Genomic DNA, 16336 nt, shown 5'->3' with positions numbered 1-16336 from the left:
GTCGGCTTTGGATCAAAATGCGAAGAACTCAGATTGAGCAGATCTGGTCCGCTCTGGCGCGGTGAACGGACGGGCGGCAGACACGGCGCATCGTCGCAGATGGGCCAACAGACGACATTCGAATAACTAACGGCGGCTTACTCGTCTGGCCTACAATCCCTCGGCGTTCCGTCACCATATACCGGCTGAAGTTCGGCTTCTTTGAATGAAGCGTAATGCCGTTCTCCCGCCTCAGTCCAAACGCAACTGATCGTCGGCTCGATAGGAGACCGGGAAACCTCGCGGTCTACTACCATGATGGGGCCACCGCTTTTGTGGCGGACAAAATCGCCGAGCCTAAACACGCGGGTATGCTCCTTCACAGTGCCGAGGGAGCAGGATACTCCATGACGTAGAGATAACAATCGACCCGCAGCAGCCCTGAGGTCCGCAACGGGTCAAAATCCGAAGAACTCAGGTTGGGCAAATCTGGTCCGCTTGAGCCCGGTGAGCGGACCTCAGTCGGATGCGGCGCAACTTCGCAAATGGGCCAATACCGGACATCAAACCCGACAGAGTTTGTCATCACGGCCCTTGGCCGTGAGCTCACAGCTATCCTTTTTTGGCGACCGCTGGAATTGCCGTCCGATCCCTTCTACACTTGGCCGACACGCGGAGCGATCATGGCGCAAGAAGGGCCGGGCCGAGGACGCAGATTGGCGGCGATCTTGGTTGCCGACGTGGCCGGCTATTCGCGGCTCATGCACAACGACGAAGAGGCTACGCATGCTCGCCTGATCGCGCTTCTGACAGATGTTATCGAGCCGGCCGTTGCGGAACACGGAGGCCGGATTGTCAAGTACACCGGCGACGGCTTCCTCGCGGAGTTCCCGAGCGCGGTCGAAGCGGTTAGAGCAGCTGAGCACTTTCAGAATTGCGTTGGAGACCTCGCAATCGAAGTGCCGGCAGAAAAGCGCATTATCTTCCGCGTTGGTATCAATATCGGCGACGTCATCGTCGAAGCGAACGACATTTTCGGCGACGGCGTCAATATCGCTGCCCGGCTTGAGGGGATCGCCGATCCAGGCGGTATTTGCATTTCCGCGTCAGCCCATGATCAGGTCAGCGGGAAGATAGATGTCGAATTTTTGGATCTGGGCGAACATAGCCTCAAGAACATTGCACGGCCGGTACGCGCCTATTCCGTCAAACGCAAAGCGCCCGACTTGATCGGGCACGGCTCAACGTCGTATCTTCCCACCGCCCCGCGCCTGTCCATCGTCGTGCTTCCTTTTGCTAACTTCGGTGGCAATCCCGAGCAGGACTATTTTGTCGACGGTATCACCGAAGGCCTGACCACCGATCTGTCACGCATCCCCGGCTCCTTCGTTATCGCACGCAATACCGCGTTCACTTTCAAGAATAAGCCAGCGGACGCTCGTGTAGTCGGCCGCGAGCTTGGCGTGCGGTATGTGATGGAAGGCAGCGTACAGAGCAGCGGCGACCGCATCCGCGTGAACGCTCAGCTCATCGATGCGACAACCGGCGCGCACCTCTGGGCCGAGCGTTTCGACAAGCTGCGCGCTGACATATTCGACATGCAGGATGAGATCACCACGCGGCTTGCCCGCATCGTCGGTGTCGAGCTGGTCGCTGCTGAAAGCCGACGGGCGGAGCGCGAGCGGCCAGAGAGCATGGACGCCGTCGATCTCGCCATGAGGGGCTGGGCAATTCTGAACCAGCCCCTATCGTTGCGCGGCCATCGTGCGGCATGCGATCTTTTTGAAAACGCTCTCCGGCGGGACGATCGCAATGTCGAGGCGTTGATCGGCCTTGCCACTTATCATTCTGATGAGCTTCGTACGTTTGCTTCGACCAATCGGGATGAACAGCTACGTATCGCCGAGACGGCAATCACCAAGGCCTTGCATTTCGCTCCACGAAACGCCTCCGCCCATTTTGTCTACGGCAATGTCCTGCATGTCTCTGGAGCAACGGAGCGATCACTGCGCGAATTCGAATTTGCTATCATGCTCGATCGTAACCTGGCTTGGGCCCACGCCAATGCAGGCTTCGCGAAGGTATTGCTGGGGCGTGCGGAGGAAGCGGAAGCCGATCTCATGAACGCGATCCGGCTTAGCCCGCGTGATCCCGGTCTGGATCGTTGGCACGCCCTGCTCGGGATTGCGGACCTGTTTTTGGGGCGACTAGAACAGGCGTTAGACCGATTGCGTAAGTCGGTCGAAATGAACCCGAACGTGGCCATGGTGCATTTTTTCTTGGCCGCCGCATCCAGTCTGAGCGGGCTTACCGACGAGGCGAGCGCTGCGCGGGAAGCCGGCCTCCAACTCGATCCGAACTTCACTGTGGCCCGATTCCGCAACGAGCGACGCAGCCAGAACCCAACATTTTTGGCCCAACGGGAGCGAATCTATGAGGGTCTGCGCCTAGCTGGCGTGCCGAAAGGGGGATAGTGGTTCTCCACAGCTCGATGTCGGCTTCGGGTCAGAATGCGAAGAACTCAGATTGAGCAAATCTAGTCCGCCGAGCACCAATGAGCGGACCTCCATTAGATGAGGCGCGACTTCGCTGATGGGCCACCTTCGGACGTGGCGCGGCGGAGGCGCTAATATCGGTCTTGATCGTCTCGGCTTCTGAGGACAACAAGCGTAAATCTCGCTGACATGCCTTGGAGTCCAAGTAGACATGGAGAGTGCCAGGTAGAAAAGGGTAGCTGGCCTCATGAAATCGGCATAACCTTTCAGTTCGCTCTGTTGGAATTCGAATGCTGCCATGGAGCTGGATCATGAAAAACAAATCATTCGCGGTTGCCGCCATAGCGGCGGCTGGACTTTCGCTCCCGCAACCAACAATGGGACAATCGGACGACAAGCTCGGTACGGTGAATTTCGAAACATCGTGCAAACCGGAAGCGCAGAAGCTTTTTAGCCAGGGAATGTTGTACCAGCACTCGTTCTGGTACCGCGCCTCGCAAAAGGTTTTCGAAGATGCACTTAAGGCCGATCCCGAATGCGGCATTGCCTATTGGGGCATCGCGCTCAGCCTGTTGTGGAATCCGCATGTGCCGACGCCTGCGAAGAACCTCGCCGAGGGCGGGGCCATAATCGCGAAAGGAAAGAGTGTCGGCGCCAAGACTCAGCGCGAGCGCGACTACCTCGATGCGCTGGGCGTTATGTATGCCGACTACGACAAGGTCGATCACCGTACGCGCATGCAAGCTTACGCCAAGGCCATGGAGCAATTTGCACAGCGCTACCCCAATGATGACGAAGCGCAGATCTACTATGCGCTTGCCCTAAACACCTCGGCTTCGCCGGCCGACAAAACCTACGCCAACCAGCTCAAGGGCGCGGCAATCCTGGAGCCGATCGCAATACGCCAGCCGCAACATCCTGGCGTGGCGCATTACTTGATTCACCTTTACGACTATCCGCCGATCGCCGAGAAAGGCCTTGATGCCGCCCGACGCTACGCCAAGGTCGCGCCAGCGTCAGCTCATGCCCAGCACATGCCATCACACATCTTTACGCGCGTCGGTTACTGGAAGGAGTCGATTGCCTCCAACGTCGAATCATCGCGTGTCGCCAGCGCGGACAACGAGGGCCATGATCAGCTGCACGCTATGGATTATTTGGTCTACGCCTATCTACAACTTGGGCAGGATGAGAAAGCCGCAGCCATTATCGACGACATGAACGCGGTCACCGGCTTCACCGAGACTTTCATCGCCGGGCCATACGCGCTGGCAGCTTCGCCGGCACGCTACGCAGTGGAGCGCGGCGATTGGAAGGCTGCGGCGGCGCTTCAGGTTCGCCCTAGTCCGCTGGCTCACGTCCAGGCGATCACTCATTTCGCGCGAGCGCTAGGCGCAGCCCGGTCGGGCAATCCTGAAGCCGCCAAGGCTGACATCGCAAAGCTCGCTGAGCTGCGCGATAAGTTGCGCGATGCCAAGGACGCATATTGGTCGCAACAAGTCGACATTCAGCGGCAGGTCGCCACCGCCTGGCTGCTCTACGCCGAAGGCAACCGCGACGATGCGCTGAAGGCGATGAGTGCCGCTGCTGATGCCGAGGACAAGACCGAGAAGCATCCAGTGACGCCAGGCGTGCTCAGACCGGCGCGCGAACTCTATGGAGCCATGCTGCTCGAGAGCGGCAATGCCAATGAAGCACTTGCCGCCTTTGAGGCAACCCTGAGGAAGGAGCCAAACCGACTCGGCGCCTATGTGGGCGCGGCCAAGGCCGCAGAAAAGTCCGGTGACTCCGCCAAGGCTCGGGACTACTACGGCCAGGTCGTTGCGATCGCCGATGCTGCCGATAGCACCCGGATCGAGCTTGCCGAGGCGCGTGCGTTCCTGACGAAGCGCTGAGAAGCCGGCGAAAGCCATGAAACACACCGTGAGAGCAGCCCTTCTGCCGATCGTTCTGGGCATCCTTGCGAGCCCGGCCAGCGCTCAATCGCTTCAGGTCGTAGGATATTCTGGCCATTTGGGCGAGTGGGAGTTGACCGCCACCGTCACCGAAACGGTTTCCGGCCACACGAAGGAATACTCCGGGCCATTAACGATGAAGCACATCGGGGTGTGCACTCAGGATGGCCCGGAGGAGAAGACCGGTGAAATGCGTTTTCAGGTATCGGACTCATCATCCCAATTGAACGCGACATTCTCGGTTGCCGGCGTCGAATGCACCTACAGTGGACGACTGTCAGGCTCCTATACGGGCACCATGAAATGCCCCGATCGTCAGGCGGTTCCGCTCAAGCTGTGGCTGAGATAATTGCCTGCCAAGAAACATTCTCCTGGATAACAAGCGCCGAGAGCTGCGGACCATAAGCGAGCCAAACGAGATCTTGTGGGCGCCGGGTCCGTTCAGTCCGCATCAGCGGATACGCGCTAACGTTGGCACGTCAGTTTGCCGCCTGTCGCAGACAATTGCAGCGCGGCTCCGGCGGAGCGGATGACAGGAACGGTCGCGCGTTTAACGGCGCTCTCGCGCAGTCCCGTCCACATGGCGAGTGACGGCGTCACATGTTGCGAGCGCTGCGACTTCCGGTCCGGGTCATCAGCAGTACTGCTCCACCCAATCAGAAAACTTCCGCTCGGCGCTCAGAGCCGACCTCGATTTCGGGAGTACACGCCCTAGTCGCCCACCTTGCTGCGCGCTTCGCCAGCGAGACGCACCAGCATCTTGCGCAGCGAGGTGCCGTCCGTGACCCGCTCCGGAAAGTCCAGCCGCAGCGCGATCTGGCCGTCCTGCATGTCGAGACCATCCGGATCGCAGCCGGTGCAGCGCCAGTCGCCCGCGGCCGCTCCCAGCAGCTTCGTCGCGTAGAGGCCCATGGCCTCGCGATGGTCGGCATTCATGTGGTCGACAGCGCCCTCCTCCGCCGCCAGCAGATCCTCGGCGCCGGTGAGGTCCGTGAGGAATCGCTCGGGCTTGAGGTCGACGATCCGGCCGAAGCCGGCGACCAGATGGGTTCCCGTGGGGCGGATCCGGAAAAAGGAGAAATCCTTAAAAGAAACAAAGCCTTCCGCAGACGGATGGGCATTGAGATACCGCCGCTGCAGCAGTTCCCTTTCGGAATCCGCCTGCTCCGCCCGGCCGGACAGCATGATCCGCGCGCCTTCCAGCGGATCGCCTGCCGCCCGCTCATCCAGCATCAGCGAGACCCGGCTGTCCGCCAGAATGTTCCTGGTGTGCACGGCGAGGGCCGAGATCAGCAAAATGGGCGAGCCGTCGGGGTGGCTGGCCAGATTGACCAGGGAACAATAGGGGTCGCCGCTGCCGGCCATGAGGGTTGCCAGCGCCCCCTGCCGCGATCGCCGCAGCAGGGATTTGGCGAGCTTTGAGGGGTCGAAATCAGGGGTCGGTTGCATCGGCTTTCTCGGCTCAGGTGGTTGCAAGGGGGGCCTTTTTTCGGGTAAACGGGGGCCTGGTTATGGGTCGACATGCGGCGAATCTGCTGCATTTCGTGGAACTTGGTCACACTTCAGCCCAGCTTGCATTGCTCGGTGACAAGGTTCGAACGCCGACTTCGGCACCCATGTATGCGGCGCATCAGTGGATTGCTCGCCGTTTCAAGCCACGACCCAAACGGACAGCAGAAAGCAGAGGCTCATGCCCACAATCGCTTTGGTCGACGACGACCGCAACATTCTCACATCCGTCTCGATCGCGCTGGAAGCCGAAGGCTACCGCATCATGACTTACACCGACGGCGCCAGCGCGCTTGACGGTTTCCGTACCACCCAGCCCGACCTCGCCATCCTCGACATCAAGATGCCGCGCATGGACGGCATGGAGACGCTGCGCCGCCTCAGGCAGAAGTCCGACCTGCCGGTGATCTTCCTGACCTCCAAGGACGAGGAGATCGACGAGCTGTTCGGCCTCAAGATGGGCGCCGACGACTTCATCCGCAAACCGTTCTCACAGCGCCTTTTGGTCGAGCGCGTCAAGGCGGTGCTGCGCCGCTCGGCACCGAAGGACCCGACCGTCGCGCCGAAGGAGAACGACGCCAAGGCGCTCGACCGCGGCCTGCTGCGCATGGATCCGGAACGGCATACCTGCACCTGGAAGAACGAGCCGGTGACGCTGACCGTCACCGAATTCCTGATCCTGCAGGCGCTGGCGACCCGTCCCGGCGTGGTGAAGAGCCGCAACGCGCTGATGGACGCCGCCTATGACGACCAGGTCTATGTCGACGACCGCACCATCGACAGCCACATCAAGCGGCTGCGCAAGAAGTTCAAGGTGGTCGACAACGAGTTCGAGATGATCGAGACGCTCTACGGCGTCGGCTACCGTTTCAAGGAAGCCTGAGGCGGCGGGCGCCTTCGCAAAACACTTACGAGCATCTCCGGTTCTCGTTCCATCGGGACCGGGATTGCTCCAAGCGCGATGAGATCATCGCGCGTTGGATTATTTCTTGAGCATGATCCTTCGGAAAACCGCTGCACACTTTTCCGGATCATGCTCTAGGATGCAGGGACCCTCAACGAGCTGTCCTAACGCAGGCGTAAGAATTGCTGGACCGAACGCAGCCTGATCCAAACCGGAGCGCCGGGGATGTCACATCCGACGGCGTTCAGCAGCAATTTGCCGAAGACAAGCCGCAGGGCTTCCGGCCGCTGAACTGGCTGAAGCGCGCCGGTCAGTTCTTCTTCGCGCTGTCCTTCTCCAGCCTGACCCGCCGTATCGTCTCGCTCAACCTTGCCGGCCTCGTCGCGCTGGTCGCCAGCATCCTCTATCTGTCGCAATTCCGCGCCGGCCTGATCGACGCGCGGGCGCAGAGCCTGTTGGTGCAGGCCGAGATCATCGCCGGCGCGATCGCGGCCTCCGCCACGGTGCAGACCAACGCCATCACCATCGATCCCGACCGGCTGCTCGACCTCAAGCCGGGCGAGACCTATGGCGGCTCGGACGAATATTCGCCGCTGGACTTCCCGATCAATCCGGAGCGGGTCGCGCCGGTGCTGCGCACGCTGATCTCGCCGACCAAGACGCGCGCCCGCATCTACGATCCGAACGGCAGCCTGCTGGTGGACAGCCGCAACCTCGAAAACGTGCTGCGCTACAATCTGCCGCCGCCGGCCGAAAAGCCCGGCATCGTCGAACGCGGCATGGTCGCGGTGCGCACCTGGCTGAACCGCGGCGACCTGCCGCTCTATCGCGAGCTCGGGCCCGAGAACGGCAACGGCTATGCGGAGGTGAGCGATGCGCTGCAGGGCCAGAAGCGCTCGATGGTCCGGGTCAATGTGCGCGGCGAGGTGATCGTCTCGGTCGCGGTCCCTGTGCTGCGCTCGCGCGCGATCCATGGCGCCTTGATGCTGTCGACGCAAGGCGACGACATCGACCAGATGGTCACCGCCGAGCGCCTCGCCATCCTGAAGGTCGGCGGCGTCGCCGCCACCGTCATGATCATGCTGTCGCTGCTGCTCGCGAGCACGATCGCCGGGCCCGTGCGCCGGCTCGCCGACAGCGCCGAGCGCGTCCGCCGCCGCATCAAGGCCCGCATCGAGATTCCCGATTTCACCCGCCGCCGCGACGAGATCGGCCATCTCTCGGGCGCATTGCGCGACATGACGAGCGCGCTCTACAGCCGCATCGAGGCGATCGAGATGTTCGCCGCCGACGTTGCGCATGAGCTGAAGAACCCGCTGACCTCGCTGCGCTCGGCGGTCGAGACGCTGCCGCTGGCGCGCAACGAAAACAGCCGCGCCCGCCTGCTCGAGGTTATCGAGCACGACGTCAAGCGGCTCGACCGCCTGATCTCCGACATCTCCGACGCCAGCCGCCTCGATGCCGAATTGCAGCGCCAGGATGCGATCCCGGTCGATCTGCGCCGCCTGCTGACGACGCTGGTGTCCGTTGCCAATGAAACCAAGCTCGGTCACGACGTCGCGGTCGAGACCCGCTTCGAAGGCCGCAGCCCGACCGACATCTTCGCGGTGACCGGCCACGATTCACGGCTCGGGCAGGTGGTCTCCAACCTGCTCTCCAACGCGCAGTCGTTTTCCGAGCGCGGCAACAAGGTGCGCCTCACCTGCCGCCGTGTGCGCGGAGAGATCGAGATCGTGGTCGACGATGACGGCCCCGGCATTCGCGATGACGCGCTGGAGCGCATTTTCGAGCGCTTCTACACCGATCGTCCGCATCAGGGCTTTGGCCAGAACTCCGGCCTCGGCCTGTCGATCTCCAAGCAGATCATCGACGCCCATGGCGGACGGATCTGGGCCGAGAACCGCGCAGGCCCGCCTGATGACGAGGGCGTGCCCACAGTTGCCGGCGCGCGCTTCGTGGTGAGACTGCCGGCGCTATGAGCCAAGGTAGCTTGAACGAAGGCAGCTTGAACGATGGCTCGCCCAGCGTGCACGCCACCGCGGTCAAGGTCGGGCCTCTGGCGGTGCTGATCCGCGGGCCCTCGGGCTCCGGCAAGTCGCGCCTTGCCTTTGATTTGATCATGGCGGGACGTTCGGGCGTGGTCGACAGGGCCGTTCTGGTCGGGGATGACCGTGTCCATCTGGCGACAGTCGGCGATGAAATTGAGGTCCGCCCCGCGCCCCGTCTTGAGGGCCTGATCGAGATCCGGGGTCTCGGGATCCGCCGCTGCGACTTCGTGGAGCATGCGACCGTCGGTCTCGTGGTCGATCTTGACGCCGCGGACGCCGAGCGCCTGCCGCCGCCGGAATACCTGAAAACCAGCATTTCCGGTGTCGAAATACCGCGAATCCCCGTCGGCCGCGACACTTTACCCCTCCCCCTGGTTGTTGCGGCCTTGACCACTACCAAGAGTTCATCTTCCGTTAACCCTTCAGGCGATTGTTTGAAGGGAAATGGTAACCATATGAACCCCACTATCGCGACCGAATAGACCGGCGCAGCTCCCCTCATCCATCCGTCTAGATTCAGGGAGATACGCAACATCCCCTCTTGCGCAGGGGCTCTGGATGGTCAAAGTGGCGCGTTCGTGCGGTGCACCAAAAGCGCCCGCGAGGAGTTTTCCGATGATTGGTCTAGTACTTGTGACCCACGGGCGCCTTGCCGACGAATTCAAGGCAGCGCTTGAACATGTCATGGGCCCACAAAAGCAAATCGAAGCGATCACGATCGGCGCCGAAGATGATTCCGATCTCTGTCGAAGCGACATCATCGAGGCGGTTAACCGCGTCGATTCCGGCGATGGCGTTGCGATCCTCACCGACATGTTCGGCGGCACACCGTCGAACCTTGCAATATCCTGCATGAGCCGGCCCAAGGTCGAAGTGCTCGCAGGCATCAACCTTCCCATGCTGGTGAAGCTCGCCAAGGTCCGCGAGGAGCGTCCGCTGCCGGACGCGATCGCGATGGCCCAGGAAGCGGGCCGCAAATACGTCACCATCGCCAGCCGGGTGCTCGCCGGCAAATGAGCGACGACGCGCCACAAGCGGGGACAGGCGTGCCCGCGGGCGCGATCTCCAAGGATCTCCTGATCATCAACAAGCGCGGCCTGCATGCGCGCGCCTCGGCGAAGTTCGTCCAGGCCGTCGAGCGCTTCGACGCGCAAGTCTGGGTGACGCGCGGCGGCGAGACCGTGGGCGGCACCTCGATCATGGGCTTGATGATGCTCGCCGCGGGACCTGGCACCACCATCACCGTCGCCGCCGCCGGCACCGACGCCGAGGCCGCGCTCGCGGCGATCACCGAGCTCGTTGAAAGCAAGTTCAACGAGGAAGGGATTTAGCTGCCCGTTGTCATTCCGGGTCGATGCGCAGCATCGAACCCGTTCACGCTTGGCGTGCCCCGGAACGACGACAACCTCACTTCCCCGGCGGCGCGATGTAGATGTTCCAGCTCATCGACGGGCCGGCCTTGCCGTGGGTGAAGCGGCGGGTCGTCATCACGATGCGTTCGGCGTTGGGCGCGGTCTCCGACACCCATTTCTCGAACGCAGGCAGACGGCCGTCGGTCGGATCGAACACGCCGATGAAACCGTACTTCTTGGCATCGTCGCGCGAGGTCAATCCGGAATCCCAAGCCTCCAGCGGCAGCAATGCCGAGGGATGATCAGGACTGTAGAAGACCAGCGGCTGAATCTGCTCCATCGTGCCGGCAACGACGGCCCAGCGCGAGGCGAAGCGGCTGTGCCAGGCTTGCGTCAATTCGCGCGCGAGCTCCGAGCGCGCGCCGTAGATCTGCGCGTTGCCGGCATTGGCCGCCATCTCGCGCGCGGCGATCCAGGGCGAGGCGGCGAGCGTCGCGACGCTGAGCACGAGCCAGATCGCGGTGATGTTGAACAACACTGCGCTCTGCACCCGCAGGGTGGGGATCGCGACCAGCGCCAAGGGCACCAGGAAGAACAGCGAGATGCCCCAATCCGTCTTCATGTAGATGCTGAAGGCGAGTGCACCGAGCGGCGGGCCGACCGCAACGATGACCTGCACGATCCAGACATTCAGCGCCTGCGAAAGGTTGACGCCCGGATTGGCGCCGCGCGCCCAGGCGCGCGTGACGATGCGCGAGGGCGCGCGCAGCAGCAGCTTGAACCACGGCGGCACCCACGCCATCGCCAGCGCGGCGAGCGCCACCGGCAACGCCAGCAGCGCAATGTTATGCAGGGCATAGCCGGCCACGAGCTGATGCAGAAGACGGTCGTCATGGAGACTGTAGGTGTCGCCGGCATAGGTCAGCGGCACGAAATGCGCCTCCGCCAGCCAGACGATGTGCGGGATCATCGCCGCGACCATCGTCGCGATCGCCACCCACGGCGCCGGCGAGGCGAGGAATTTCAGCCGCTCCGGATGGATCAGCGCGGCAAGGCCGATGGCGCCGATCATGGTCAGCACCCAATATTTGGTCATCAGCGCCAGCGCGCCGGCAAGGCCGAGCCAGAGGCCCGATTGCCAGCTGCGCTTCTCGAACGCGTTGAGATAGGCGAGCACGAGCAGCGGCAGCGTGACGAGCTGCAGCAGGTCCGGATTGTACTTGAAGCCCTTGAAGTTGAAGATCGGATAGAGCGCGACCATCACCACGGCCAGGAACGCGCGCCGCGCATCCACGACGCGCAAGGCCACCAGCCAGCAGATCACCATGCCGAGGCCGACGGTCGCCATCGCCAGCGCGTAGGTCGCCCAATCCATCGCCGGGAACGCCGTGAACCAGAGGCCGGCGACCCAGCCCGACAGCGGCGGATGCTTGCCGTAACCCCAGAGGAATTTCTGGCCCCAGCCCCAGGCTTCCGCGACGTCCATGTGAACGTCCTGCGCGGCCTTGAGATTGATCAGGATGAAGGTCCAGAGCACCGCATGCAGGATGGCGAGCTCAATCACCAGCCACAATCTCGCCTCGGGGCGGATTGCGCAGGCGACCAGCCAGGCCCGGAAGCGGTCGAAGCTCAGGCGGGTTTTCGCGCGTGGTTGGGCGGACGAGATCGACGTCGTGGACATGGGCGCCTGCGTAGCGCGTTTTGCGCCCGAGTGAAATCAGCTTGACGTGAATGCATGACCGCCCGGCGCGCAAAAACGATGCGAGATCACCGCGCCAGCAATTCGGGGCGATACTCAAAATGCATCGTGTCGTAATGATACCATTTGCCGCCCCAGATGAAGCCGTGACGCTCGAAGATATCGACGATCTCCCGCGGCATCCTGTTCTTGTAGGGAATGGACTTTCCGCGGCCCGCCCACAGCCAATAGTCGGAATATTTCAGGTTCAGATCGATCGCGACGGCATAGCCATGCATGCTCATCTTGCCGGTGTCCGCGACCGGCCGGCACGACAGCACTCCGGCAATCGGATAGGCCGCAGCCTTCAGCTCCGGTTCGAGCTTGTCGATCTCCGCGGACACCTCCTTGAGCCGGTCGGCCACACCATTGACCCGCGTCACCCGGACCGCCTTCCCCCACGAACGCGGCAGCCAGGTGATGGTGACGAGATTGCGCTGCACCGCTCCGTTGCGGCAGTCGCCATACATCTTCGTGAAGAACGGTTCGTTCCGGAACCGTCCGGGGTCGGCGTTCACCGCGGGCGGCCCGGACGCGCCGACAGGATACGGCAATCGGAGCTGGTCCAGGATCGAGGCATCGCGCAGGCGCTGATCGAACGTCTTGTCATCGACGCCATCGTCCACCGGCATCGCAGTGCCGTCGCGCCACAGGATCTGCTTGCCGTCATGACTGGCGAGGAAGTCGGGATAGGCACGCACCAGCCGGTCGAGAAGCTCGGTCCTGGTTTGGGCGCCTGCCGGCACGGACGCAGCCACGAGCGCGGCAAGGATTTGCATCGCCCGAAACGCAGCCGTCATCGACGCTTGCCAGCCTGATCGAGCAGCGCGACATTCGCTTCCTCGATCGCATTGAGTTTTGGATTCCATGTGCTCGGCGAATACCACGGGAAACGTTCGAAGCGGGCCTTGAGGTCCGCCGCTTCGAAATATCGTCCCCGCCGCGCAAAGATCTCGTTGCGCGCGATACGGAGCTCGTCTTGGGACAGCCCGCGCACCTCTGCGACCGTGAGCAGCCGTCGATCCGAATCGGGAAAGATGAAGCCGCCTGGCGCCGCGCCGCCGGATTCATAACGATCGATCAGGGCGACATTCGCCTTCTCAACGGCGTTCAACTGCGGATCCCAGGTGTGGGGCACGTACCAGGCGAACCTGCTGAACCGCTCCGTCAGATCGGGCGAGTTGAAGTAGCGGCCTCGCCGCGCAAAGATTTCGTTGCGCGCGAGGCGCAGCTCATCCTTGCTCAGCGTCCTCAAATCGCCATCGGCAAGAAGCCGGCTGTCGGAATCCGGAAACAGAAGATCCGATTGGGTTCGAGCGGCCGCAGCCGCGGACGGCGTGGAATTCGCAGGAGGCGTTGTGATCGGCGCCGGTACGTTGACCGCGGCGACCTGGCCGGCCGGCGTGCCCGAAAAGTAAAATGATCCGTCGATCGGCGAGGAGGAGACCCAGGGCTGCTGGTTGCTGCCGGTGGCGCGCTTGACGAGAAGTCCCACCTGATTGAACGTCTGAAGCACGTCGAGGCCCGGACGCTGCATCGTCTCGACCAGCGCGCGCGTGTAAGGGCTGTGTCCGTCGGATCCGTCGAGCGCGACGTTGCCGGGTTGCGTCGCATAGGAGAGCAGCGTTCCCTCCGGCGCCCGGATCTGCGCGAGACCGCTGTCGGAGCCACGCAGGCCGCGTCCGCCAAACGGATTGTTCCTGCACGCATCGAGAATGACGATGTTCAGCTTGGTTCCTGCGCCGTCCATCTGCCGAAGTACCAATGCGGCGTCGACCATCTGGAAATCGACGTCGGTCTCGCGCGTCGGATTGGCGGAAATCGGCACGAGGTAATTGGTCCCGCGGACCTGGATGCCGTGGCCAGCGTAATAGAACAGGGCGACGTCCGCGCCAATCAACTGGTTACCGAAGCGCTGGACCGCTGCGTCGAAGCTGGGCTTGTCCAGCTCGACCTGGGCACCGCCGCCGACCAGGGTGAAGCCGAGCTTCTGCAACGTATCGGCCACCAGCACCGCGTCGTTCCGGGGATTTTCCAGCCGCGACACGCTCTGGTAGGCGGAATTGCCGATGACGAGGGCGACGCGCTTTTCAGCAGCGGCCGGGTGGGCAAAACACACTGCAAACAGCAAGGCGAAAAGAAACTTCCAACACATTGCCCATTTCCGTGACAGAAAGCCGGAAAGCTAGCAGAGCCGGCCCCTGAAATCGATGGCTGCAGGCCGGATTGCAGCGGCATGGCGGATCGATCTCCGCCCCTTCCCGGACCGCCGCAAGCCCGGGCGGCTAAACCCCTCCAGAGGCGCCTCCGTGCGGACGCGGGAAGACCAAGTGAATGGTTGCCGCACGGGGATGTGAGTGGTATCCCGCGCCCATGACGACCGTCCCCATTTCGAACATCCGCAATTTCTCCATCGTCGCCCATATCGACCATGGCAAATCGACGCTGGCCGACCGCCTGATCCAGATGACCGGCGGCCTCTCCGACCGCGAAATGGCGGGCAAGGAGCAGGTGCTCGATTCCATGGACATCGAGCGCGAGCGCGGCATCACGATCAAGGCGCAGACGGTGCGCCTCGCCTACCGCGCCAAGGACGGCAAGGACTACATCTTCAACCTGATGGACACGCCCGGCCATGTCGACTTCGCCTACGAAGTCTCGCGGTCGCTGGCGGCCTGCGAGGGTTCCCTGCTGGTGGTCGACGCCAGCCAGGGCGTCGAGGCGCAGACGCTCGCCAACGTCTACCAGGCGCTCGACAACAATCACGAGATCGTCCCGGTCCTGAACAAGGTCGACCTGCCCGCGGCCGAGCCCGAGAAGATCAGGCAGCAGATCGAGGACGTCATCGGTATCGACGCCTCCGACGCGGTGATGATCTCGGCCAAGACCGGCCTCGGCATCCCCGACGTGCTGGAAGCCATCGTCACCCGCCTGCCGCCGCCGAAGGGCGACCGCGACGCGACCTTGAAGGCGCTGCTGGTCGACAGCTGGTACGACGTCTATCTCGGCGTCGTCGTTCTCATCCGCGTCGTCGACGGCGTCATGAAGAAGGGCAGCCGCGTGCGCATGATGGGCACGGGCGCTGCCTACGACGTCGAGCGCGTCGGCTTCTTCACGCCGAAGATGCAGCAGGTCGACGAGCTCGGTCCCGGCGAGATCGGCTTCATCACCGCCGCGATCAAGGAAGTCGCCGACACCCGCGTCGGCGACACCATCACCGACGACAGGAAGCCGGTCACCGAAATGCTGCCGGGCTTCAAGCCGGCGATCCCCGTGGTGTTCTGCGGCCTGTTCCCGGTCGACGCCGACGACTTCGAGACGCTGCGCGCCGCAATGGGCAAGCTGCGGCTCAACGACGCCAGCTTCTCCTTCGAGATGGAGACCTCGGCCGCGCTCGGCTTCGGCTTCCGCTGCGGCTTCCTCGGACTTCTGCACCTCGAGATCATCCAGGAGCGGCTGTCGCGCGAGTTCGACCTCAACCTGATCGCGACCGCGCCGAGCGTCATCTACAAGATGAAGCTCACCGACGGCACCGAGCTCGAGATCCACAATCCCGTCGACATGCCTGACGTGGTCAAGATCGAGGAGATCCAGGAGCCCTGGATCGAGGCGACGATCATGACGCCGGACGAATATCTCGGCAGCGTGTTGAAGCTGTGCCAGGACCGCCGCGGCTCGCAGAAGGAGCTCACTTATGTCGGCTCCCGCGCGATGGTGAAATACGATCTGCCGCTCAACGAGGTCGTGTTCGACTTCTACGACCGCCTGAAATCGGTCTCCAAGGGCTACGCCTCGTTCGACTATCATCTGACCGACTACAAGCCGGCCGATCTCGTCAAGATGCAGATCCTCGTCAATGCCGAGCCGGTCGACGCGCTCTCCATGCTCGTGCATCGCACCCGCGCGGAAGGGCGCGGCCGCGCGATGGTCGAGAAGATGAAGGAGCTGATCCCGCCGCACATGTTCCAGATCCCGATCCAGGCGGCGATCGGCGGCAAGGTGATCGCGCGCGAGACGGTGCGCGCGCTGCGCAAGGACGTCACCGCGAAATGCTACGGCGGCGACATCACGCGCAAGCGCAAGCTTCTGGAGAAGCAGAAGGAAGGCAAGAAGAAGATGCGGCAGTTCGGCAAGGTCGACATCCCGCAGGAAGCTTTCATTGCCGCGCTGAAGGTGGATAGCTGAGGACGGGGGGCTGGCGACGCGCCGGCTCGACCTCAGTATCCGGCCAAACAAAAAACGCGAAAACAACCCCATGCACAGTAGCCGCCCCTTGGCGGCATTGGGTTTTTTGGAGCTTGCGAAGCCGGTTTGCTCCGTCGGGCAAAACAGGGCTACCGTGAGAGCATCGCGGGG

The 16336-nt window shown here is 62.8% G+C and carries 13 protein-coding genes; 9 read left to right on the top strand and 4 right to left on the bottom strand.

The window, feature by feature from the left end; genetic code table 11:
- Positions 1-695 precede the first annotated feature (695 nt).
- The 3 genes from ML401_RS03770 (at position 696) to ML401_RS03760 (ending at position 4778) form a co-directional block, all read left to right on the top strand.
- A complete protein-coding gene (locus ML401_RS03770; protein WP_376717342.1) occupies positions 696-2453 on the top strand; it encodes an adenylate/guanylate cyclase domain-containing protein in 1758 nt (585 codons plus the stop codon).
- 332 nt (positions 2454-2785) lie between these two features.
- Complete coding sequence (locus ML401_RS03765; RefSeq protein WP_259215426.1) at positions 2786-4369, top strand: hypothetical protein; 1584 nt, start codon at positions 2786-2788, stop codon at positions 4367-4369.
- A 16-nt stretch (positions 4370-4385) separates the two neighbouring features.
- Positions 4386-4778, top strand: coding sequence for a hypothetical protein (locus ML401_RS03760; protein WP_212065837.1), 393 nt, complete (start codon positions 4386-4388; stop codon positions 4776-4778).
- 362 nt (positions 4779-5140) lie between these two features.
- Here ML401_RS03760 and ML401_RS03755 read toward each other — a convergent pair whose 3' ends face one another.
- Positions 5141-5878, bottom strand: coding sequence for a HugZ family protein (locus ML401_RS03755; RefSeq protein ID WP_259215423.1), 738 nt, complete (start codon positions 5876-5878; stop codon positions 5141-5143).
- Positions 5879-6119: 241 nt separating this feature from the next.
- Here ML401_RS03755 and ML401_RS03750 point away from each other — a divergent pair, with 241 nt between their 5' ends.
- The 5 genes from ML401_RS03750 (at position 6120) to ML401_RS03730 (ending at position 10221) form a co-directional block, all read left to right on the top strand.
- Complete coding sequence (locus ML401_RS03750; protein ID WP_008542552.1) at positions 6120-6821, top strand: response regulator transcription factor; 702 nt, start codon at positions 6120-6122, stop codon at positions 6819-6821.
- A 203-nt stretch (positions 6822-7024) separates the two neighbouring features.
- Positions 7025-8821: a sensor histidine kinase gene (locus tag ML401_RS03745; RefSeq protein WP_259215422.1), complete on the top strand. Its 1797-nt coding sequence runs from the start codon at positions 7025-7027 to the stop codon at positions 8819-8821.
- 26 nt (positions 8822-8847) lie between these two features.
- On the top strand, positions 8848-9372 hold the full coding sequence (locus ML401_RS03740) for an HPr kinase/phosphorylase (RefSeq protein ID WP_285812808.1): 525 nt from the start codon (positions 8848-8850) through the stop codon (positions 9370-9372).
- Positions 9373-9505: 133 nt separating this feature from the next.
- Positions 9506-9907, top strand: coding sequence for a PTS sugar transporter subunit IIA (locus tag ML401_RS03735; protein WP_007597752.1), 402 nt, complete (start codon positions 9506-9508; stop codon positions 9905-9907).
- Positions 9904-10221, top strand: a complete 318-nt coding sequence (locus tag ML401_RS03730; RefSeq protein WP_097657200.1) for an HPr family phosphocarrier protein — start codon at positions 9904-9906, stop codon at positions 10219-10221. Before ML401_RS03735 ends, ML401_RS03730 begins: the two co-directional genes overlap by 4 nt.
- 76 nt (positions 10222-10297) lie before the next feature.
- Here the strand turns inward: ML401_RS03730 and ML401_RS03725 are convergent, their stop codons facing one another.
- The 3 genes from ML401_RS03725 to ML401_RS03715 all read right to left on the bottom strand — a co-directional run bounded on the left by ML401_RS03725 (position 10298) and on the right by ML401_RS03715 (position 14135).
- Entirely contained in the window at positions 10298-11923 is a 1626-nt protein-coding gene (locus tag ML401_RS03725; RefSeq protein ID WP_285809875.1) for a glycosyltransferase family 39 protein, read from the bottom strand.
- An 86-nt stretch (positions 11924-12009) separates the two neighbouring features.
- Positions 12010-12780 carry a M15 family metallopeptidase gene (locus tag ML401_RS03720; protein ID WP_285809873.1) on the bottom strand — a complete coding sequence of 257 codons (771 nt, stop codon included), beginning with the start codon at positions 12778-12780 and terminating at the stop codon, positions 12010-12012.
- Positions 12777-14135 carry a YARHG domain-containing protein gene (locus tag ML401_RS03715; protein ID WP_285809871.1) on the bottom strand — a complete coding sequence of 453 codons (1359 nt, stop codon included), beginning with the start codon at positions 14133-14135 and terminating at the stop codon, positions 12777-12779. Before ML401_RS03715 ends, ML401_RS03720 begins: the two co-directional genes overlap by 4 nt.
- A gap of 218 nt (positions 14136-14353) precedes the next feature.
- Here ML401_RS03715 and lepA point away from each other — a divergent pair, with 218 nt between their 5' ends.
- Positions 14354-16165: a translation elongation factor 4 gene (gene lepA, locus ML401_RS03710; protein WP_194405732.1), complete on the top strand. Its 1812-nt coding sequence runs from the start codon at positions 14354-14356 to the stop codon at positions 16163-16165.
- The last annotated feature ends 171 nt before the right edge of the window (positions 16166-16336 follow it).

Origin of the sequence: Bradyrhizobium sp. 62B (assembly GCF_030272265.2) — a bacterium.
Taxonomy (GTDB): domain Bacteria; phylum Pseudomonadota; class Alphaproteobacteria; order Rhizobiales; family Xanthobacteraceae; genus Bradyrhizobium.
Note: the sequence above shows the minus strand (reverse complement) of the source record. Positions and strands in the feature narration are given on the sequence as shown.